Source organism: Erythrobacter sp. JB1-15 (genome assembly GCF_057365035.1).
The window spans coordinates 2,362,016-2,381,930 of record NZ_CP200295.1 but is presented as its reverse complement, the minus strand read 5'-3'; the positions used below and the strand labels follow the sequence as shown (position 1 = coordinate 2,381,930).

Genomic DNA, 19,915 nt, shown 5'->3' with positions numbered 1-19,915 from the left:
GCCGTGAGCACTCCCGCCCCACCTCCATCAGTCCCGCCGCCTTCCGCCGCCCAACCCCTATGCCTGCCTGCGCTGCATTCCAGCCATTCGGGCAATTGGCTGCGCACGGCGAATGGTTCTACGCAAGCGGTGTCCAAAGGCGATGGAATCATGGCGGCGGCCGATACGCCTGTGCTGCTGATCAATGCGCCGCTGATCGCGAACCGGCTGGGCTATCCCGATCTGTCTGGGCTTGATCTGCTGGAATTGTTCGCATTTGTGCATCCCGCTCGGTTTTGCGTACCCACCCCGCGCGGGCTGGCTCAGGCTTTGGATCTGGATGCTCCGGCAAGCGATGATGAAGTGCCAGCATTCCTGCAACAGGCAGCAGGCGCGATGGCGGCCCTGTGCGAAGATGCTGAATGGTTCGAACGCGAAGGCGCGTGGACAGCGCTGCAATCCATGCAACGGCTGCGGTGGCCATGGGCCAATGTGATCAAGCCGCATATCAAACGCCCGGAACGCGCCGAGAGGTTCCTTTTTTCCGCCTTGCGCGAATGGGAAGAGGCAGGCGAGCGCCCTCCTCCAGCGCAGATAAACCTCGATCAAGATGCGGTGCTCGACCGGCTGCGCGCGCTTACAGGCGAAGGGGCCGAACAACGCGAAGGGCAGCGCGATTATGCGCGCCAGGCGGCGCAGATCTTTGGCCCAAGACCGCGCGATGAAACCCCGCATATTGCGCTGGCGCAAGCGGGAACGGGTATCGGCAAGACGCTGGGTTATCTTGCGCCTGCATCCCTTTGGGCTGAAGGGTCGGGCGGCACGGTCTGGGTTTCAACCTTCACCAAGAACCTGCAACGCCAATTGCGCAGCGAAAGCCGCCGGGCATGGCCTGCCAAACGCGATGATGGCACGCGCCCTGTCGTGGTGCGCAAGGGGCGCGAGAATTATCTGTGCCTGCTCAATCTGGAAGACGCGCTGCAAGGCGGGTTTGCCGGGCGGCCTGCGATCCTTGCGCATCTGGTGGCGCGCTGGGCCAGCTATACCCGCGATGGCGATATGATCGGCGGCGATCTGCCCGGATGGCTGGGAACATTGTTTCGCAAACGCGGCATTGCAGCCCTTACCGATCAGCGCGGCGAATGCGTTTATGCAGGCTGCCCGCATTACCGCAAATGCTTCATCGAACGCGCCGCCCGCGACAGCGCGCAGGCCGATCTGGTGATCGCCAATCACGCGCTGGTGATGATCAACGCAGCGCGCGGACGCGATCATGCTCAGCGGCCAAGCCGCGTTATCTTTGATGAGGGGCATCACGTTTTCGATGCCGCCGACAGCACTTTTGCAGCCACTTTGTCAGGTCAGGAAGCGATTGAGCTGCGCCGCTGGATTATGGGGCCAGAGCGCAAGAACAGGGGCCGCCGCCGCGGCTTTCCGCGCGCCTTGCCGATATCGCATCCTATGACGATGAAGGCGGCGAAGCGATTGAAGCCGCAAGCGAGGCAGGCAGCCTGCTGCCGGGCGAAGGATGGTTGCAGCGCATTGCCGAAAACGAGCCGGCAGGCCCTATCGAAGCGTTGTTGAGCTCAGTGCGCACCGCCGCCTATGCCCGCGACGAATCCGGCGGGCAAGATGCAGGCTACGGGATCGAAACCGAAGCGTCGGGCCTTCCCGGCGAAGTTATCGAGGCAGCAGGCCGCGCCGCCGAAGCGCTTGCCAATATCCGCACTCCGCTGATCAAGCTGGGCGGGCGGCTGGAGGCGATTATAGCTGACCCGCCCGATTGGCTGGATGGACCCGGAAATCAAGGAGGCCGCGCACGCATCGAAGGCGCGCGCCATTCGCTGACCTGGCGCATCGATCTGATCGCGGCATGGGAAGCGCTGCTGGCCCGGCTGGGCGGGCCTGGTGACGCAGAATTTGTCGATTGGCTGGCAGTCGACCGTTCTGATGCGCGCGAATTTGATGTCGCCATCCATCGCCGCTGGCTTGACCCGATGAAGCCCTTTGCCCGCACCGTTCTTGAACCCGCGCACGGCGTGATGCTTACCAGCGCGACTTTGACCGACCGGATCGATGATGAGGACCAAGCCTGGCAAAGCGCCATCGCCCGATCAGGCGCGGCCCATGTCGAAGTCAATCCGCTATTGTCCTCTGCGCAAAGCCCGTTTGATTACAGCGCCAATGCCGAAGTATTGATCGTTACCGACATCAAAAAGGGCGATTTGCCCGCTTTGGCCGGGGCCTATGCAAAATTGATCGAGGCATCAGGCGGGGGCGTGCTGGGCCTGTTCACCGCCATCCGCCGCCTGCGCGCTGTCCATGGCCGGATTGCAGATCGCCTCGCCCGTGACGCTTTGCCGCTTTACGCGCAGCATGTGGACCCGATTGATACAGGCACGCTGGTCGATATTTTTCGCGATGATCCGCGCGCCAGCCTGCTTGGCACCGATGCTTTGCGCGATGGAGTTGATGTGCCGGGCCAATCCTTGCGCTGCGTTGTGCTGGAGGCTGTGCCATGGCCGCGCCCTGATATTCTGCACAAGGCCCGCCGCCTTGCCGCCAAGGATAATGGCAGCACGGCGAGCGCCTATGATGACCGGATAATCCGCGCGCGGCTGGCGCAGGCATTTGGCCGGTTGATCCGCAATCGCGACGATAAGGGGCACTTTGTCGTGCTCTCCGCCGCTTTCCCCTCGCGGCTGCTCACCGCTTTTCCCGATGGCACCGCCATTCGCCGGGTGACATTGGACGAGGCCGTCCAGCGAATTGCGCAAGGTATCATCGGCCAAGACCCTATGCCGGCGGATGAAGGCTCTGGAATTTCCGGCGATGCCATCCCAGATACATTTCCGATGATGGGGCCGCGCAGCATATGATCGAAAACTGGGACTTTCTGGTTCGCATCCTTTCGCTGGGCGCTGCGCTGATGCTGTTTGCGCAAGTCGCATCGAACGATGTGCGTGCCAGTTTGCGCTGGCCGATGCTGGGGATGATCCTGGGCGTAATTGCGTATCTCGTAAATTCAACACCCCTGATCGCGCCGCAGGGAATTCTTGACCCATGGGTCGATCTGGTGTCGATTTTCACGACCTTTTTCATCTGGCTTTTTTCGCGCAACCTGTTTGAACGACCGGTAGAGCGGCGCGTGATCCTTGCTACGGTGGCCGTGTTTGTCAGCAGCTGGTTTGCGGGCAATTTTCTGCCCTTCACCCGGCCTTTGGGTTTCTTTGTGCTGCATATCGTCTCGCTGATCCTGATCGCCGATATCGTGCGCGTGGGCGTGTTTGAACGCGCCGATGATCTGGTTGAGGACCGCCGCACCATCCGGCTTTGGCTCCCGCTGCTTGTCGCAGCGCAAGCCGCCGCCATTTTGTCTTTTGAGATCGTGGAGGTTGTGGCCGGCCTCGATGGCCGTCCGCCGGCGGCGCAATTGATCAACTCGCTTTTGATCGCAGTGCTGATCCTGTTTTCAGGCATTGCCCTGATGCGCAGCGACCGTGAATTGCTGGTCCATTCGCAGCGCCAGGCTGGCACCGAAAAGCAGCCAAAGCCGCTCGATCTTTCGCCGAGTGAAACGGTGCTGAATGACAAATTGCAGGCCGCGTTGAACGAAGGGGTACACCGCAGGCCGGGCCTTTCCATTGCAGGACTTGCCGATCAGCTGGGCACGCCGGAACACCGCCTGCGCGCGCTTATCAATGGGCAGCTTGGCTATCGCAATTTCAGCGCCTTTTTGAACAAGCACCGTATTGACGATGCAAAGGAAAGGCTGGCCAATCGCGATGATGTGGACTTGCCCGTGCTGACCATTGCAATGGATCTGGGGTATAACTCACTGCCCACATTCAACCGCGCCTTTCGCAGCGAAGCAGGCACAACGCCGAGTGAATTCAGGCGCTTGGCCATCGCCCAAGGCGAAAACGAGCCCCACAAAGACACTGGTCAAAACTGAAAAAAGCAGCGCATTTTCGCAAATGATCTGATCTTTTCGGCATTGCGAGGATTTAGCGGACTGTCTCGCGCAGTTTGAGTTCATCAGCTCAAACACGAAAGACCAAACCATGTCCCTACAGCCTGCTCAATCGCTCACTCTCGCCGACCCATCGGCGGTCACCTATATTACTGATCTGGTCGCTGAGCATTTTATCAACGTGCTCTATTTCGATCTTGGCAGGTATCTGATCGCCGCAGGGGCATTGACGGCCATCCTGTTCGTGTTCCGCAGTTTTGCCAAAGCGCGGCGGATCCAAAAGCGCGCGGCAAAGCGGGCCGATTATATCCGCGAGATTACCTCGTCCCTGCGCACTGTGTTCGTGTTCGGATTTACGACACTTGCGACAATCATCGGGCTTGAAACGGGCGTCATCAAACTTGGCCTTGATAGCGCGCCGCTTTTCACAATCATCTGGCAATTTGCGCTGATCGTGCTGGCGCATGATGCCTATTTCTATTGGGCGCACCGCGCGATGCACACCAAGCGGTTGTTCAAAGCCACGCATTTGCATCACCACAAATCACGCACCCCAACCCCGTGGACAGCTTACAGCTTTTCCATGGGCGAAGCCGCGATTGAGGCTGCGTTTGTGCCGATCTTTCTTCTCATCACCAGCACTGCGGGGATCGCATATGCGGGAATGGCGATGTTCCTGTTCTTGTGGAACATGATTATCCGCAATGTGATGGGCCATGCGGGCCATGAACTGTTCCCTGCTGGCTGGCTTGATATCCCCGTCCTGCGCTGGATCAGCACCACGACCCATCACGATCTTCACCATTCATCGGGCTATAATTTCGGGTTCTATTTTACCTGGTGGGACAAAATGATGGGCACCGAACATCCCCGCTATGCCGAAGAATTCAACGCCAACGCGCAGCCTTTGAAGCTGCCAAATTTCAAAGCGCTGCTGCCAAGCAAACCCGCTGAACAGGCCAGCGTTCTTATCATGGCATTGTTTGCCGCATCGATGGCGCTTGGCGGGCCGATCGCGGTCATGGCGCAGGCTTAACCGGTTCTCGTCCGGGCAAAGCGGCCCCAGCTGCATTGCCCGATCTATGGCGAGGCGGCAGCTCTGGGCCATCCATCTTTGCTTCTCTTCGATGGATATCCGAGCGCAGGGCTGCCGCATTTGCTTTACACGAGCCGCACAGATAGGCAGATGGTCCCCGGTCTATCAGGAGATGTCGCGTTGAAAATTCTGGGTCTTCTGCGGCATGCGAAATCGGATTGGGATGATATGGCCCAGCGCGATTTTGATCGCGGGCTGAATGATCGCGGACGGCGCGGCGCAGAATTGATCGGCAATCACATCCGGGATCATGGGATCAAATGGGACGCAGTGCTGGCCAGTCCGGCTGTGCGGGTCAAATCCACATTGGAAGGCGCATTGCCCGATGCGCCCGTAGTCTTCGACAAGCGGCTCTATCTCGCCAGTTCTGAAACGATCATGGAAGTGATCGACGCGGTCACCTCGCAGGAGCAGGAAGACGGCGAAGACATCGATGCAATCCTGATCGCCGGACACAATCCGGGATTGCAGGAAGTGCTGCTCGACCTGGTATCTCCCGCGCATGAAAACGATTTGTTCCGCGAGGCAGCGGCCAAATTTCCCACTGCCACATTTGCGGTTCTGGAATGCGATGTCGAAAGCTGGGATGCGCTCAAGAAATTCTGCGCAAAGCTGGTGCATTTTGCACGCCCGCGCGATCTTGATCCGCAATTGGGACCAACCGATTAAGAACTAGGGCGCTGAGCTGGCCCTATCCAGCCGCCAAGATCTGGCGCGGTCCCGGCCCTTCCCCGGCCAGCCGATCATCCGGGTTGTAGATCGCGCATTTCTGCAAGCTTAAACACCCGCAGCCAATGCACCCATCCAGCCTGTCGCGCGTGCGCTGCATTTCGGCAATCCGCCGGTCCAGCACATCGCGAATGGACGCGCTGATGCGGCGCCAGTCTTTGGCCGTGGGCGTGCGGCCATGGGGCAGGCTGGCAAATTGCGCCTCAATCTCCCCCAACGAAAGGCCAAGCTGCTGCGCAATCAGGATAAAGCTGACCCGGCGGATATCAGAGCGCAGAAAACGCCGCTGATTTCCCGATGTGCGCACCGGTTCGATCAAACCCTTCGCCTCATAAAAACGGATGGCAGAAACCGACATCCCCGTTCGCCGCGCCATCTCTCCGATTGGGATAAGGTCATTTTTTGTAAGGCGATTTGGCATAATAAAATCGTATCGCATTTTTTGCTTGACCTCAAGTTAGGTTGAGATTGCACGGTTACGGCATCCGGTGGATCAAAGGGCAAATCTGGCCCCTGATGATCCGCAAAACGAAAAAGGAGCCTGACCCATGCCGCACGGCACACTCGAACATGCAAATCTATCCGTCACCGATCCCGAACGCAGCGCAGACCTGTTCAAAACCTTATGCAATTGGCAAGAACGCTGGCGCGGTCCGAGCCAGAAATATGGGCGAACGATCCATGTCGGCGCAAGCGAAAATGGCGCGGCCTATTTGGCGCTTTACACCGGCGATCACGTCACGGGAGAATATTCCAAAGGCCAGCCGCTCAACCATATCGGGCTTGTCGTTGACGATCTGGCAGCGGCGGAAAAAACCATTGAAGAAGCCGGCCTCACCCCGTTTGGCCATGACACTTACGATCCCGGCCAGCGGTTCTATTTCTTCGACTGGGACGGAATTGAGTTTGAAGTCGTCAGCTATTCAGGCGGTGCGGCATGAACGAGATCATCCCGCAAGAACCGCTGTTCGGCCCGCCTCGCCCGCCGGATGGCGGCGGCGGTCACAGTAGATCTTTCTGGACGGGTTTCCCGCGCACCCAGGGCTGGCCCGTTGCATCAATAGTGATGTCGCCGCTCCATGCGCTGCACAAGGCCTTTGCTTCCTCCGGCGATCCTGACAGCCATGCGTCATAATCGCCAGCCTGCAACAGCACCGGCATTCGGCTGTGGACATCGGCGCAGGCCGCGCCTTCGCTGTCTGTCATGACCATGGAATAGCAATGGCCAAACTCATCGCTGGTTCGCCACACGCCTGCCGCAGCGAACAGATCTGTGCCGGGCAGGCTCATCCAGGTGCGCGTTTTTGAACCCTTTGCGCCTTGCGCTTCGGCCCAGGCGCTGATCGGGATGAGGCAGCGGCGCTGTTCAAAGGAATGCCGCCAGAAAAAGCTACCCAGTTTATCCGTTCGCGCATTGTTGACGGGTTTGGGTTTGAGCGGCTGGCCCTGCTTTCCCTTCATCACCAGCGGAAAACCCCAGACCATCTGGCGCAATTTCCCCTCTGCAACGACCAGTCCGGGATAGCCGGGATAAATCTCCTCGGCATAATTTGCGCCGCCCAAACTCTCGATCGCGCTGAACCAGCGGGCAACCTCATCCTTGTTTTGCGTCATGCGATAAAGGTTGCACATTGCCGTTTAAGCCCCTGCATTTCCGACAATAAAGCACGCCGCCGCCATTAGCGCCCCGGCCCACCGATTGGACCGAAACCGCTCCAGCGGATTGTTCGGATCTGCAGGATCAAGCGTTGACACCTGCCACAGCAGATGCAGCGCGGCAGGCAGTAATGTCAGCAATGCCGCAATATCAGGCCGGTAAAGCCAGATGCCCAGCCCCCACAGCGCAATCGTGCCCGCGTAAAACGCGCCCACCCCCGCATGCACGCGCGCGCCCATTCGCAGGGCCGATGATTTTATGCCGACCAGCGCATCATCCTCGCGGTCTTGCAAAGCATAGATCGTATCAAACCCGATCACCCAGCAAATGCACCCGGCATAGACCGCCGCCAAGGCATCCCAATTGTCAAAGCGCAAATGCGTCCACCCGACCAGCAGCCCCCAATTGAACACCATGCCAAGCCATGCCTGCGGCCACCATGTGATGCGCTTCATAAACGGATAGGCCGCGACAAGAGCAAGGCTGGCAAGCGCAACAATCTGTGCCTCCGCCCTAAGCTGCAACAGGACGATCAGCCCGATAAGGCAAAGGGCAATCAGCCATCCCCATGCTTGCCTTTTCGAAACCCGCCCGCTTGCCACGGGCCGCGCCGCAGTGCGCGCGACCTGGCTGTCGAGATCAGCATCGACGATATCGTTGTAAACGCAGCCCGCCCCGCGCATTACAATCGCGCCAAGAAGCAGCCAACCGAGCAGCGCCAATTGCAGCCCCGCCCCTGCCAGCCACACGCCAAAAACGCACGGCCAGAATAGCAGCCACCAGCCAATAGGCCGGTCAAAGCGCGCCAATTGCGCCAGATCACGCGGCAATTGCGGCAGCCGCTCTATCAGGCCGCGATGTTCGCTGTCCGGGACGATATCGGGATTGGCTGGCGTCTGGGTCATCGCAGCGTCCCTAACCCACTCAATCTCATTCGTCATCCCAGCGAAAGCTGGGATCGCTCGCCACATGCGAAATGCCTCACGCAGCAGATCCCAGCTTTCGCTGGGATGACGTTTGTGTTTATGAGAGGAAATATGCCCGCAACCCCCGCCTGGCCGCCGAAATCCGCACCTCGCCTGTTTGTGAGCGATGAACTGGCAAAGGGTAAAACCGTGGGATTGGACGGCGGCCAAGCGCATTACCTCGCCAAAGTCATGCGGGTGCGCGAAGGCGATGCGGTTATCCTTTGCGACAATATAACGGGCGAATGGGCCGCGCGCGTGGTCGAGGCAGGCAGGCGCGCGGTCACGCTGGAGGCGGTGCAAATGCTGCGGGCGCGCGAAGATGTGCCTGATGTGTGGCTGTGCCCTGCCCTTTTGAAAAAAGACCGCTTTGACATGGTGCTTGAAAAAGCGACCGAGCTTGGCGCGGCGCGCATTCAGCCCGTGATCACCCGGCGATGCGTCGCGGATAAGCTGAATAACGCCCGCGCATCAGCGCTGACAATGGAAGCGGCAGAACAATGCGCGCGCACGGCGCTGCCCGAATTGAAAGAACCGCTCAAACTCGGCGTCCTGCTTCGCGATTGGCCGCAGGATCGCGCGCTGTTTTTCGCCGATGAGGAAGGCGGCGAGCCTGCAAGGTCCGCCTTTGCGCACGCTTCTTTGCCTGCCGCGATCCTGATCGGCCCCGAAGGCGGCTTTGACGATGACGAGCGCGCTGCAATCCGCGCGCATCCGCAAGCTACCGCCATCTCGCTTGGCCCGCGCATATTGCGCGGAGAGACAGCTGCGATTGCAGCGCTCTCTGTTTGGATGTCGCAATCAGGCGATTGGTCGGGACAAGAATGACTTGCATCGACAAAACCCAGATTACGCTTCCCACCGGCATTTGCGTTTTCTAAAGCAACCCGCATGAGCACGCGAGAAACCTCAGCCGCCGACGAGCCCGTGATCGAAAGCATCGATCAACTGATTGCTCCGATGAAAGGCGGCGAAAAGCCCAAAAGCGAATGGCGCATCGGGACAGAGCACGAAAAGCTCGTCTACAAACGCGCTGATCGGCGTGCGCCATCCTATGATGAAGGGTGCGGTATTCGCGATCTGCTTATGGGACTGACCCAGTTTGGGTGGGAACCGATTGAGGAAATCGGCCCCGATGGCAAAGCAAACGTCATCGCGCTGAAAGGCGCAGATGGCGCGGTCAGCCTGGAACCTGCCGGACAGCTTGAATTGTCAGGCGCGCCGCTTGAGAATCTGCACGAAACCTGCGCGGAAACCGGGCGGCACTTGGCGCAGGTCAAGGAAATCGGAGAAAAATGCGGCGTCAGCTATCTCGGGCTTGGCATGTGGCCGGACAAAACCCGCGATGATCTGCCGGTTATGCCCAAGGGACGCTATGGCATCATGATGCGCCATATGCCCAAAGTTGGCGATCTGGGTCTTGATATGATGCTGCGCACTTGCACCATTCAGGTCAATCTCGATTATTCATCCGAAGCCGACATGGTGCAAAAATTCCGCGCCGGCCTCGCTTTGCAGCCGCTTGCCACCGCTTTGTTTGCCAATTCGCCTTTCACCGAAGGCAAGCCCAATGGCTATCTGTCCTATCGCAGCCACATATGGTCAGACACCGATGCTGCGCGCACAGGGATGCTGCCATTCGTATTCGAAGACGGGTTCGGATATGAACGATGGGCTGAATATATGCTCGATGTGCCGATGTATTTTGTGTTTCGCGATGGCAAATATATCGATGCCGCAGGGCTGTCCTTCCGCGACTTTATGGAAGGCAAGCTGTCAGTGCTGCCAGGCCAGCGTCCCACGGCCAGCGATTGGTGGGATCACCTGTCCACCGCCTTTCCCGAAGTGCGCCTTAAAAGCTTTCTCGAAATGCGCGGCGCAGATGGCGGACCGTGGAGCCGTATTTGCGCTCTGCCCGCCTTTTGGGTGGGCTTGATGTACGATCAGGGCGCGCTTGATGCGGCGTGGGATCTGGCCAAAGGCTGGTCGATGGATGAACGCGAAGCTTTGCGCAATGATGCGCCCAAACTTGGCCTTGATACCCCGCTGCCCGGAGGCGCTGGCACGATGCGCGATCTGGGCCGCGATGTGCTGGGCATTGCGCATTCAGGACTGGCGGCGCGCGGCCGGTTGAACGGCAGCGGCGACAATGAAACGGGCTATCTCGAAACGCTCGATGAAATCATCCAAAGCGGAAAAACCCCAGCGGAGCGCCTGCTTGATGCCTATCACGGCGATTGGGGCGGCGATGTCTCGCACGTTTATAAATATTCATTCTGAGCGGATGATAGCCGCGATGGCGCGGCCCTTTTGCAAAGGGAAGGAGCGCGCGCGTTGATCCTTGTGACCGGGACATTCCGCATCCCTGCAGGATCGCTTGACCGGGCGCGGGCCGCGATGGACACGATGATTGCCGCATCGCGCGCCGAAGATGGCTGCCTTGCTTACACATACGCGCTGGATATTCAGGATGATGGTCTGGTCTGGGTGCATGAACGCTGGCGAGACCGCGCCGCATTGGATGCGCATTTCGCATCAAGCCACCTGGCGCATTGGCGAGCGCGGTTTGATGAGCTTGGAATAACGGATCGCACCTTGATCGCGCTTGATGGGGATCAGGCGATAGCTGTGTGATGGATCACACGAACCACATTATTCCGCAGGATGCTGTCCGCCCGGCGTGGAGGATGGCGCCGATGACGGCGCCGATGATGGGGATGGCGCGGCCGCCCCGCCCCCTTTACCGCGACTGAGAACCCGCCGCTTTAACCGGGACAGGGGCGCGGTGATGACACCGTTTTCTTCCATCCAGTCGTAATATTCGCGGTATTTGGGATCCTCGCCCAGCAAATGCGCCTCTTCCGTGCGCGCGCGCCAATAATAAATCCCGTTCACCATCAGCAAAAAGAACGTGTTGCGGATCGCATCCACGGGTGATCCGCTGGTGACGAGGAACGGCAGGGCAGAAAACCACCAGAACAGGTTCTTCGACAGATAAGCGGGATGGCGCGTAAAACGGAACGGGCCGTGGGTGATTACGCCGCGATAGGTGAGGTTTGAAAACCGGATGCCAAAAGCCACCGTCGCCCAGGCATAGATGCCGGTCAAAAATACGAGCCACGCCGCCCACATCCACAAGGCAGCGTCATTTCCGGCCAGCCAGTAATCCCATTTGGCGATATTGCTTTCATAGCTCAGCACTTGATTGTTGTTGCCGATCAGGCCCCAGACAAACGGCGGATAACACAGCAATGCCGCCAGCCACCCGCCCAAAAACGGATTGCCGGATCGGATATGCGCATCCAGCGGGCGCAGAGTGAACAGATAGCCAACCGTCCCGATCTGCACATCGATCACAAACAGCAAAGTGATCAGCAAACTGCCGATAACGACCGGATTGGTGAGAAAATCAGCCGGACGCGCTTCGACAATTTCGGCAAAACCCGGCGGCAGTATGGAGATCATGAACGCGCCAAAGAACCCTTTGATGATCCATGCTCGCCAGTGCTTTTTCACTTGGCCCGCGTCCCATTCCTCGCGCCCGATTAGCATTGCACCGAAATGCCATGTGCCATCGCGCGGATTAGTCATGAACCGATCAAGCCAGATGATGTAAGGCACGCTGATGATGATCAGCGGGACCAGAGCAAAGCCCAGAACCTTCATCGAAAACAGATAATTGCCGTCCCAATACCACCGGCACAGGCAATACAGGCACGCCAGAACCGCCCACGTCGCCCAAAGGCCAGCGATTTTGACCATCGCAGTGGGCATCACCTCTGCGCTGGTGCGCTTAAGGCTCCAATCCATGCCGGTCGAAGGATTGCGGTGAACCTTGTCGATGAAAACAGACCATGCCGCCATTGGCCCAGCGGTGAATACCATTGCCGTAAGCGCGGCATAGGGGCCGGACAGCACGCCCATGCCTTCCATGCCAAAACCCGCAGCGATTGCGGGGAAATTGCGGCAAAACACAATCCACGCAGCCAACCCTGCCAGCCCGACAAGCCCGACGGCTGCCGAAACATCGCTTTGCGGGATCGCAGAGGGAGCCTTTGCGGCCATATGATCGTGCCCAGACATGACAACGCCGCCATAGCAGCAAAGGGTTAATGCTGCGATTAATCGGTTTCAGGCAGGCTTTTCGGCAGAGTTTCGCCTCCGCGCTTTACTGAAACGCGCGGATCGTCCCGCTGTCATCGAGCACATACAGCATACCGCCTGCCACCACCGGAGGAAGGCTGACGGGTTGATCGAGATCAGCAAACAGCGCCGCTGCCCCCTCGCCCGTGCTCACTCGCCACAATTCCCCGCGCGAGCTTGCGACCCACAAATGGTTGCCCGCCAGAACCGGGCCCGTCCAGAAAATCGGCTGTTCGCGTTTCTTTTCTTTGCGGAATTCCTGCAATTGCGTGATCCAGCGCACGCGCCCGGTTGACCGCGCAATCGCCAGCAATCGGGCATCATCGGTCAGCGTGAAAATCCATTCGCCCGCAATTGCAGGTGTGGAAATACCGGCCAGGCTGAGTTCCCAAACCCGCTGTCCTGTTACCAATTCATAAGCCGCCATCCGGCCGCCCTGCCCCAGCGCATAGACGCGGCCCGCATCAATAATGGGATCGGCGTCAATATCGGTCAGCGAGCTAACCTGCGTTGAGATATTCGTGCGCGCCAAGGCATCGGCCCACAAAGCACGGCCATTTTCATAGCGGTAAGCGGATAGCTCCCCGCTCGAATAGCCGGCGATGATCGTGCCATTGCCCGCAGCAGGCGCGGCCACACCAAACACGCCCGATTGCGCGCTCGATCCCGATTCGCTCCACAGCTGTTCGCCATCAGCAGCGTTCAGCGCCAAGACCTGATTGTCCTGTGTCATCACATAAATCTGACCGAAAGCGATGGTCGGTGATCCGCGCAAGGGACCGGCTGGCTGAACCCGCCAGATCATCTCGCCGGTTTCCGCATTCAGCGCCTTTACCTCGCCCGCGCCATTGGTTGCGTACAGCTTGCCATCGTCATAGCTGACCCCGCCGCCAAAGGCTGATGGACGCATATCATCATCCATGGCCGCATCGGAATCCCAGATTTTGGCTCCGGTCTTTTTGTCAAAAGCGTGGATGGTGCCATCAGCGCCCACCGCAAACAGTTTGTTGCCGCCGATCACGGGGGATGCTGCAAGCCGGGCACGCGTGGTCGAACCTTCGATCCGTGCGCTCCAAACGCGCACCGGGTTTTCGCCCAAGGCAAGGTGACCGTATGATTTGCTGGCCGATCCGCCCACTTGCGCCCATTCTTCATTAGCACGCTGCGGGGGCAGAACCACGCTGACACTGGCCAATGCGGGATCAACCGCAGCGCCGCTTTCAATGCGGGACAGGATTGGCATGCGTTCGCCAACCGTCGGGGTGGTCTTTTTATCGCCCGCGCACCCGGTCAGCAAAGCAGCAATGCCGCCTGCAATAAGCGCAGCTTTTCTAGCAGTAATTGTCGTCATATATTCGTCCAAATCCATCCCAAAGCTGGTGTGAGCAAAGATGCCCCGCAGCCCCTAATTCGCCGTGTCTGATCCAGCTGCATCCTCGTCAGGAATGACCCCTTCATCCTGCAACAGCTGCTCCACATCCTCAATCGCATCAACACCCAGCAGCCCCGCCATCTGGCGCGCGCGGGATCTTAGCGTTTCAGGCAGTTCTTCATCTTTCGAAATCTGCGCAAACAATGCGCCGGCTTCTGCTTCATTGCCTGCTTCCAAATGAGCGATTGCGGTGAGTTCCGCAGCGCTGCCAAAAAACGGATTGCCGGGCTGCGCCAGATTGCTCAGTTTCGCGATCACATCGGCGGGTTCGCGCTCGTCAAATGTCGCGCTGATCTCGCGGATAAGGGCCAGATCGCGCAGCGCGCTTGGCGCTTCATCGTCCGCTGCAATAGCGCCGTAAAGCTCGGCTGCTTTCGCGGTGTCTTGCTGTGCCAGCGCATTTCCTGCCTGAAGGAACCGGGCCGTGGTGCGCACGCCGGCCTGCTCGCTTTCCAGCAAAGGCGCGATTTTTTCATCGGCCCCTGCAAAATCGCGCGCCTCTACCGCATCAAGCGCTTCGACCACCGCTTCGGATTGCTGTTCAAGCTTGCTTTCATTCTGGCTGTCCCAGAACAGATATCCGCCCAGCGCGAGCAGAAATACGCCGATGACCGATCCGATCAAAAGCCCGTATTTGCTGACAAACTCGGTCGCATCATCCTTGCGCACAGCTTCATCAATCTCGCGAATGATGACCTCATCCTCGGCAGAGGGCGCGGCGGGAGCGGGATCCGGAGTGTTCTCAGGTGAGTTAGGGTCGTTAGGCTTGAGCGCCACGGGGCTCTTTTCCTCAATCAGTTATATGCACTAGCGCGGGTCTTTAAGCACCTCGTGAGTGCGGCGCAATGGCAGCGCTCAAAGCGTTCACCATCATGTTTGCGCCATAGGGGATGAAATTGGCGGCCTCAGCTTGAACGCGCGATGAAGCGCGGCGGATTATATGCGCCTTAAAACGCCCTGCCCATCACATCGGCATAGAGGTTGCGATAGCTTTCGGCCATGTGCGCCTCGTCAAAATGCTTCACCGCCTTTGCGCGATTTTCCGCACCAATTTGCGCGCGCATTTCAGCGTTTTGCGACAATTCGAGCAGTTTTTTGCCCAGCAGATCAGCGCTGCCGGGAGGCGCGACAAACGGCGCGTTGGATGGGGCAAGCATCGCCGCGATATCGCCCACATCAGGCGCCGCCACAGGAAGGCCTGCGGCCATCGCTTCGACAACGGAAATGGGGAATTGCTCTGATTTGGATGACAGCGCGAAAATATCAAACAGGCCGGCAACACTGGCAGGGTCTTTGACCGCGCCGGGTAAATGGACGCGGTGCGCAATCTCAGCCTCGCGCGCGGTTTCAAGGATGGTCTCTTTTTCAGGCCCGTCGCCCACGATCACCAGATGCCAATTGTCCGGCAGCTGTTTCATCGCGCGCACCAGCAGCGGCAATTGCTTCACCGCTCTGAGGCCTGCCAGAGTGCCCACCCAATGCTCGCCCTCGCGTTTGACGACGCGGATCGCGCCCGGTTTGGGCTTTTTGGCAAAGGCAGCCGTATCAATGCCGTTATCGATCCGGCGAACCCTTTCGCGCGGCTGTTTCCAGGTACCAATCGCAATCGCTTCGAGCACCCGGCTCGGCACAATGAGGCGCTGCGTGCGCCACAGCGCCACCCGGCGATACCAATTGCGGCTGGATTTAAGCTGCACCGCCTCGTCTTCGTTAAAGCCGTCCTCATGATGGATCAGCGGAGGCAGGCCCAGGTTCTGCGCAAACACCGTATGCGCCATCACCACATCCATCGCGCCCCAATTATACGTGAGCACAAGGTCATAGCCCGCCAGCGCCTTGGCAATCGTGATAAGCCGCCCCGGAGTGGGCGATCCGGTGAGCGAGGGGAAATCGGCGGGAAATTCCGCTTTCACCCGCCTGTCAATCATCGCGCGCGCGCCCATCTGGTCGGGCTGGCCGGAAATGATGGTGTGATGGAGCGCTTTTCCAAACGCGTTCATCAGCTTGACCGTGCGCAATTCCTTGCCGCCGGGAGAGAATGTGGATTGGCAATGCAGAATGCGCGGCACCGGATTGGAGCGCGCGCTCATGCGATCCCCTCCAGCAAGGCATCAATCGCTGCGACGACTGGCGCCTCGTCCAGTGTCGGCGCATGGCCCACGCGCGGCACGACCAGCGTTTTCATCGCAGGATTGCGCGCCGCCATCTGCTTTGCCGTGTCTGCCGAGATCAAGTCCGACAATTCGCCCTGCACCAGCAGCATCGGCACACCGCGCAAAGCTTCGAAGGCAAGCCACAGATTGGGCGGCGCGCCATTATCGGCCTCGGCAAAAGGCTCCGCAATCGCCATGTCGTAATCATAGCTGATCCGCCCGTTCTGGCTGACCACCAGATACCTTTTGGCAAGGTTCAGCCATTGATCCAGATCGTAATCGGGAAAGGCCTCCCCATGCGTTTCGGCAAGCGAGCGCGCGGCGTGCACCCAGGTGGGATAGCTGCGCCCCTGGCCAACATAGTCGCCGATCCGGCTTAATCCTTCCGGCTCAATCACCGGACCAATATCATTCAGCACCGCGCCTGCGATCCGGTCAGGATCGTTGGCCGCAAGCAGCATCGTCATAATGCCGCCCATGGATGTTCCGATAGAGACAAACCGGCTGATGCCTGTCTCTGCCAACAGCAATTCGACATCCTCGGCATATTGTTTGGGTTTGTAGCTGTCTGATGTGGGCGCATAATCGCTCAAACCGCGCCCGCGCATTTCGGGCACTATCACGCGGCGAGTTTCGCTTATATGCTGCGCCAGCAGCTCAAAATCGCGCGCATTGCGGGTGAGGCCGTGCAAACACAGAGCCGGCAGTTTGCCCGTATCTGTGCGCGCGGGGTAATCCCTGTAATGCAGGTTCAGCCCGTCTTCGCTGGACCAGCTTTTGTCCTCATAATTCTCAGCCATTTTTGGCACGTGCTCCCGAACAATAGCGCGCGTGGCGGTTGCGCATACAGCTTTCCCCGGCCACTATCGCGCCATGCACAGCCAAGCGCAATTGAGCAAGTATCAAGCAGACCCCGCGATCAATGCTCTGGCCGATTGGCTGGGCGTAGAAGTGGCCCCTGCAGATTTCCCCGAAACCCGCCTGCGGTTCCGCCATGATGAAGCGGCCAAAAGCGTGGGGCTATCGCGCCTCAGCGATGACCAATGGACGCACCATTTTGGCCGGTTTGCCCCATTGAAAGACAATCTCGCAGTGCCGCTTGCGCTCAAATATCATGGCCACCAGTTTCGCGTCTACAATCCGGACATTGGCGATGGCCGCGGCTTTTTATACGCGCAGCTGCGCGATGATGCCGGGCGGCTGATGGATCTGGGGACAAAGGGTTCCGGCCCCACCCCGTTCAGCCGGGCCGGCGATGGCCGGTTGACGCTGAAAGGCGCGGTGCGAGAAATCCTTGCAACCGAAATGCTGGAGGCTTTGGGCGTCAACACATCCAAGACTTTTTCGGTTATCGAAACCGGCGAAAAACTCTGGCGCGAGGATGAACCCTCCCCTGCCCGCTCTGCCGTTATGGTGCGGCTGTCGCATTCGCATATCCGCATCGGCACGTTTCAGCGCCTGCTCGCATTGGAAGAGCGCGATCGGATGGAGCAGCTTACCCAATATTGCATCACCCATTTTCCCGGCCCGCTGCCGCCCGAAGATGCGCCAGACCGCGACAATCCCGCCATCATTCTGGCGCATCAGGTCGTGGAACGGATGGCCGATCTTTCCGCCAGTTACATGGTCGCAGGCTTTGTTCACGGTGTTCTCAACACTGACAATATGAACATCACCGGCGAAAGTTTTGATTATGGCCCATGGCGCTGGCTGCCGCGCTGGGATCCCGGTTTTACCGCAGCCTATTTCGATCACAGCGGCCTTTATGCTTTTGGCCGCCAACCCGAAGCGATCAATTGGAATTGCGGGCAATTGGCCGTTGCTTTGCGCTTATTGGCAGATAGCGAGCCGCTGATCGCTGCGCTTGGCCGGTTTCCCGAATTGTATATGGCGGCCATCGCGCGGCGGTGGTGCTGGCGATTGGGCGTGGTGCCGCAGGGGACTGAGGCTGATACGCAATTGGTCACAGCTTGCGAAAAAGCGATGAAGGAACGCGCGCTTGGCCCCGATGCCTTTTTCCATGCCCATCGCGGGGGCCGATCAGCCGATCAATTGCCAGCCGATTGCGCCGAGATTTTCGAAAAATACGAACCTGTCCCCTCTCATGAGGACTATTGGGACGCAGACACGCCGCAAAGCATGCTGATCGAAGAAGTGGAGGACATTTGGTCTGCCATCGAAGCGCGCGACGACTGGCAACCGCTTGAAACAAAAGTTGACAATTTGCGGCGCGTTAAAGCGGCGCATGGCAGCGCACCCACACCGCAAGGTCACCGTTAGCATACGTAAATGTGCGAATGTCAGTTTAGACCTTTATTTTCCATGTTTGCATGATTAACCCCGCCCTGTGACTAAAAATGCAACACAGGCGCCGTCAGAAACGACGCTGATATCTTTTGAACCGGCCACAGGTGATGAATTGTGGCGCGGGCAGCACAGCGATGTTGAAACCGCTGTTAGCCGCGCGCGCCGCGCATGGCCGGAATGGGCCGCAAGGCCAATTGCCAACCGGGTCGAATTGGTCCGCCGGTTTGCCAATGAAGTGCGCGCACAGGCCGATGAAATTGCCGATCTGATCGCCCGCGAAACGGGCAAACCCTTGTGGGAATCGCGCACCGAGGTTGACGCGGTTGTCGGCAAGGTTGAAATTTCGATCAACGCCTACACCGAACGCACGGGCAAGAAAAAACTCGACAGTGCGATGCAGGGTATTGCGGCTGTCCGGCATAAACCGCACGGCGTTATGGCGGTGTTGGGGCCGTATAATTTCCCCGCCCATCTGCCCAATGGCCATATCATCCCCGCTTTGATCGCGGGCAATGCAATTCTGTTCAAACCATCGGAAAAAACCCCTGCTGTTGGCGAAGCTTTGGTCAAATGCCTTGATAAGGCCGGTTTGCCCAAAGATGTGGTTCAATTGGTGATTGGCGGCCCTGAAGAAGGTAAAGCGCTGGTCGCGCATCCCGGTGTTGATGGCGTGCTCTTCACAGGCTCCGCTCAGGCAGGCATCGCGATCAATCGCAAGCTGGCGGCCAATCCGGGCAAGATTGTCGCTTTGGAAATGGGCGGCAACAATCCGATTGTCGTCACCAAAACGCCCAAGCTAAAAGATGCGGCCACTTTGATTGTGCAAAGCGCGTTCACCACCGCTGGCCAGCGCTGCACAGCGGCTCGCCGCCTGATTGTGATCGAAGACGTGTTCGATGATCTGATGGCGGAACTGATCCCGCTAACGCGCAAATTGCTGGTGGGCAGTCCGATGGATGAACCCCAGCCATTTATGGGGCCGGTGATCGATCTGAAAACGGCTGAATTGCTCGAAGAGAGCTTTTTGGCGCTGGTGAAAGAAGGCGGCAAACCCTTGTCGCATATGCGCCTTGTCGAAGAGGGAAAGCCGTTTCTGACCCCCGGCATTATCGACACAACCGCGATTGAAGATCGCCCGGACATGGAATTGTTCGGGCCGATTTTGCAAGTCATCAAAGTGCCCGATCTCGACAGTGCCATATCAGAAGCGAACAACACACGGTTTGGCCTCTCGGCTTCTTTGATTGGCGGCACGCCAGAAGATTACGCCTTGTTCTGGGGCAATATCCGCGCAGGCATCATCAATTGGAACAAGCCCACCAATGGCGCATCGTCAGCCGCGCCATTTGGCGGCATCGGGCTTTCGGGCAATCACCGCCCCGCCGCGTTCTACGCCGCCGATTATTGCGCCTATCCTGTCGCCAGCAGCGAATTGGAACAGCCGCGCGCCAATATCGGCGTGGGCTTGAAAGAATAGCGTA

At 58.8% G+C, this 19,915-nt stretch carries 17 protein-coding genes and 1 pseudogene; 10 read left to right on the top strand and 8 right to left on the bottom strand.

What is annotated here, in order from left to right; genetic code table 11:
• Positions 1 to 63: 63 nt before the first annotated feature.
• The 4 genes and pseudogenes from AC0V6L_RS11470 (at position 64) to AC0V6L_RS11455 (ending at position 5,717) form a co-directional block, all read left to right on the top strand.
• Positions 64 to 2,858 (top strand): annotated as a pseudogene (locus AC0V6L_RS11470) (ATP-dependent DNA helicase).
• The gene (locus AC0V6L_RS11465) at positions 2,855 to 3,934 is read left to right on the top strand and encodes an AraC family transcriptional regulator (RefSeq protein ID WP_486154378.1); all 1,080 of its coding nucleotides are present in this window, start codon (positions 2,855 to 2,857) and stop codon (positions 3,932 to 3,934) included. Before AC0V6L_RS11470 ends, AC0V6L_RS11465 begins: the two are co-directional and overlap by 4 nt.
• A gap of 109 nt (positions 3,935 to 4,043) precedes the next feature.
• Positions 4,044 to 4,988 carry a sterol desaturase family protein gene (locus AC0V6L_RS11460; protein ID WP_486154377.1) on the top strand — a complete coding sequence of 315 codons (945 nt, stop codon included), beginning with the start codon at positions 4,044 to 4,046 and terminating at the stop codon, positions 4,986 to 4,988.
• Between the two features lie 180 nt (positions 4,989 to 5,168).
• The gene (locus AC0V6L_RS11455; protein ID WP_486154376.1) at positions 5,169 to 5,717 is read left to right on the top strand and encodes a SixA phosphatase family protein; all 549 of its coding nucleotides are present in this window, start codon (positions 5,169 to 5,171) and stop codon (positions 5,715 to 5,717) included.
• Between the two features lie 22 nt (positions 5,718 to 5,739).
• Here AC0V6L_RS11455 and soxR read toward each other — a convergent pair whose 3' ends face one another.
• Entirely contained in the window at positions 5,740 to 6,198 is a 459-nt protein-coding gene (gene soxR, locus AC0V6L_RS11450; RefSeq protein WP_486154375.1) for a redox-sensitive transcriptional activator SoxR, read from the bottom strand.
• A 127-nt stretch (positions 6,199 to 6,325) separates the two neighbouring features.
• On the opposite strand from soxR, the gene AC0V6L_RS11445 reads away from it, so the two are divergent.
• The gene (locus AC0V6L_RS11445) at positions 6,326 to 6,718 is read left to right on the top strand and encodes a VOC family protein (RefSeq protein ID WP_486154374.1); all 393 of its coding nucleotides are present in this window, start codon (positions 6,326 to 6,328) and stop codon (positions 6,716 to 6,718) included.
• A 61-nt stretch (positions 6,719 to 6,779) separates the two neighbouring features.
• Here the strand turns inward: AC0V6L_RS11445 and AC0V6L_RS11440 are convergent, their stop codons facing one another.
• Together AC0V6L_RS11440 and ubiA are read right to left on the bottom strand one after the other, a co-directional pair.
• Positions 6,780 to 7,409, bottom strand: coding sequence for an SOS response-associated peptidase (locus AC0V6L_RS11440; RefSeq protein WP_486154373.1), 630 nt, complete (start codon positions 7,407 to 7,409; stop codon positions 6,780 to 6,782).
• Positions 7,410 to 7,415: 6 nt separating this feature from the next.
• Complete coding sequence (gene ubiA, locus AC0V6L_RS11435) at positions 7,416 to 8,339, bottom strand: 4-hydroxybenzoate octaprenyltransferase (RefSeq protein WP_486154372.1); 924 nt, start codon at positions 8,337 to 8,339, stop codon at positions 7,416 to 7,418.
• A 132-nt stretch (positions 8,340 to 8,471) separates the two neighbouring features.
• Between ubiA and AC0V6L_RS11430 the strand changes: the two genes are divergently transcribed.
• From AC0V6L_RS11430 to AC0V6L_RS11420, 3 genes are all read left to right on the top strand, one after another.
• Entirely contained in the window at positions 8,472 to 9,227 is a 756-nt protein-coding gene (locus AC0V6L_RS11430) for a 16S rRNA (uracil(1498)-N(3))-methyltransferase (protein WP_486154371.1), read from the top strand.
• Between the two features lie 63 nt (positions 9,228 to 9,290).
• The gene (locus tag AC0V6L_RS11425) at positions 9,291 to 10,679 is read left to right on the top strand and encodes a glutamate--cysteine ligase (protein WP_486154369.1); all 1,389 of its coding nucleotides are present in this window, start codon (positions 9,291 to 9,293) and stop codon (positions 10,677 to 10,679) included.
• Between the two features lie 63 nt (positions 10,680 to 10,742).
• Positions 10,743 to 11,033, top strand: a complete 291-nt coding sequence (locus tag AC0V6L_RS11420; RefSeq protein ID WP_486155121.1) for a putative quinol monooxygenase — start codon at positions 10,743 to 10,745, stop codon at positions 11,031 to 11,033.
• Positions 11,034 to 11,051: 18 nt separating this feature from the next.
• Here the strand turns inward: AC0V6L_RS11420 and AC0V6L_RS11415 are convergent, their stop codons facing one another.
• The 5 genes from AC0V6L_RS11415 to AC0V6L_RS11395 form a co-directional block, all read right to left on the bottom strand.
• On the bottom strand, positions 11,052 to 12,482 hold the full coding sequence (locus AC0V6L_RS11415; RefSeq protein ID WP_486154368.1) for a methyltransferase family protein: 1,431 nt from the start codon (positions 12,480 to 12,482) through the stop codon (positions 11,052 to 11,054).
• Positions 12,483 to 12,567: 85 nt separating this feature from the next.
• Complete coding sequence (locus AC0V6L_RS11410; protein ID WP_486154367.1) at positions 12,568 to 13,893, bottom strand: outer membrane protein assembly factor BamB family protein; 1,326 nt, start codon at positions 13,891 to 13,893, stop codon at positions 12,568 to 12,570.
• A 54-nt stretch (positions 13,894 to 13,947) separates the two neighbouring features.
• Positions 13,948 to 14,751 (bottom strand): tetratricopeptide repeat protein, encoded by an 804-nt coding sequence (locus AC0V6L_RS11405; RefSeq protein WP_486154366.1) that lies wholly within the window; start codon positions 14,749 to 14,751, stop codon positions 13,948 to 13,950.
• A gap of 170 nt (positions 14,752 to 14,921) precedes the next feature.
• Entirely contained in the window at positions 14,922 to 16,064 is a 1,143-nt protein-coding gene (locus AC0V6L_RS11400; RefSeq protein ID WP_486154365.1) for a glycosyltransferase family 4 protein, read from the bottom strand.
• Complete coding sequence (locus AC0V6L_RS11395) at positions 16,061 to 16,927, bottom strand: alpha/beta fold hydrolase (RefSeq protein WP_486154364.1); 867 nt, start codon at positions 16,925 to 16,927, stop codon at positions 16,061 to 16,063. The genes AC0V6L_RS11400 and AC0V6L_RS11395 overlap by 4 nt, the downstream gene beginning before the upstream one ends.
• A gap of 73 nt (positions 16,928 to 17,000) precedes the next feature.
• Here AC0V6L_RS11395 and AC0V6L_RS11390 point away from each other — a divergent pair, with 73 nt between their 5' ends.
• Both AC0V6L_RS11390 and astD read left to right on the top strand, forming a co-directional pair.
• A complete protein-coding gene (locus tag AC0V6L_RS11390; RefSeq protein ID WP_486155120.1) occupies positions 17,001 to 18,407 on the top strand; it encodes a protein adenylyltransferase SelO family protein in 1,407 nt (468 codons plus the stop codon).
• Between the two features lie 67 nt (positions 18,408 to 18,474).
• Positions 18,475 to 19,911, top strand: a complete 1,437-nt coding sequence (gene astD / locus AC0V6L_RS11385) for a succinylglutamate-semialdehyde dehydrogenase (protein ID WP_486154363.1) — start codon at positions 18,475 to 18,477, stop codon at positions 19,909 to 19,911.
• Positions 19,912 to 19,915 lie beyond the last annotated feature (4 nt).

Bases quoted from the DNA above. Each gene is read 5' to 3' on its own strand.
- AC0V6L_RS11465 (WP_486154378.1), top strand. From the start codon at position 2,855: ATGATCGAAAACTGGGACTTTCTGGTTCGCATCCTTTCGCTGGGCGCT.
- AC0V6L_RS11460 (WP_486154377.1), top strand. From the start codon at position 4,044: ATGTCCCTACAGCCTGCTCAATCGCTCACTCTCGCCGACCCATCGGCG.
- soxR (WP_486154375.1), bottom strand. From the start codon at position 6,198: ATGCCAAATCGCCTTACAAAAAATGACCTTATCCCAATCGGAGAGATG.
- AC0V6L_RS11445 (WP_486154374.1), top strand. From the start codon at position 6,326: ATGCCGCACGGCACACTCGAACATGCAAATCTATCCGTCACCGATCCC.
- AC0V6L_RS11440 (WP_486154373.1), bottom strand. From the start codon at position 7,409: ATGTGCAACCTTTATCGCATGACGCAAAACAAGGATGAGGTTGCCCGC.
- ubiA (WP_486154372.1), bottom strand. From the start codon at position 8,339: ATGACCCAGACGCCAGCCAATCCCGATATCGTCCCGGACAGCGAACAT.
- AC0V6L_RS11430 (WP_486154371.1), top strand. From the start codon at position 8,472: ATGCCCGCAACCCCCGCCTGGCCGCCGAAATCCGCACCTCGCCTGTTT.
- AC0V6L_RS11425 (WP_486154369.1), top strand. From the start codon at position 9,291: ATGAGCACGCGAGAAACCTCAGCCGCCGACGAGCCCGTGATCGAAAGC.
- AC0V6L_RS11415 (WP_486154368.1), bottom strand. From the start codon at position 12,482: ATGTCTGGGCACGATCATATGGCCGCAAAGGCTCCCTCTGCGATCCCG.
- AC0V6L_RS11410 (WP_486154367.1), bottom strand. From the start codon at position 13,893: ATGACGACAATTACTGCTAGAAAAGCTGCGCTTATTGCAGGCGGCATT.
- AC0V6L_RS11400 (WP_486154365.1), bottom strand. From the start codon at position 16,064: ATGAGCGCGCGCTCCAATCCGGTGCCGCGCATTCTGCATTGCCAATCC.
- AC0V6L_RS11395 (WP_486154364.1), bottom strand. From the start codon at position 16,927: ATGGCTGAGAATTATGAGGACAAAAGCTGGTCCAGCGAAGACGGGCTG.
- AC0V6L_RS11390 (WP_486155120.1), top strand. From the start codon at position 17,001: ATGCACAGCCAAGCGCAATTGAGCAAGTATCAAGCAGACCCCGCGATC.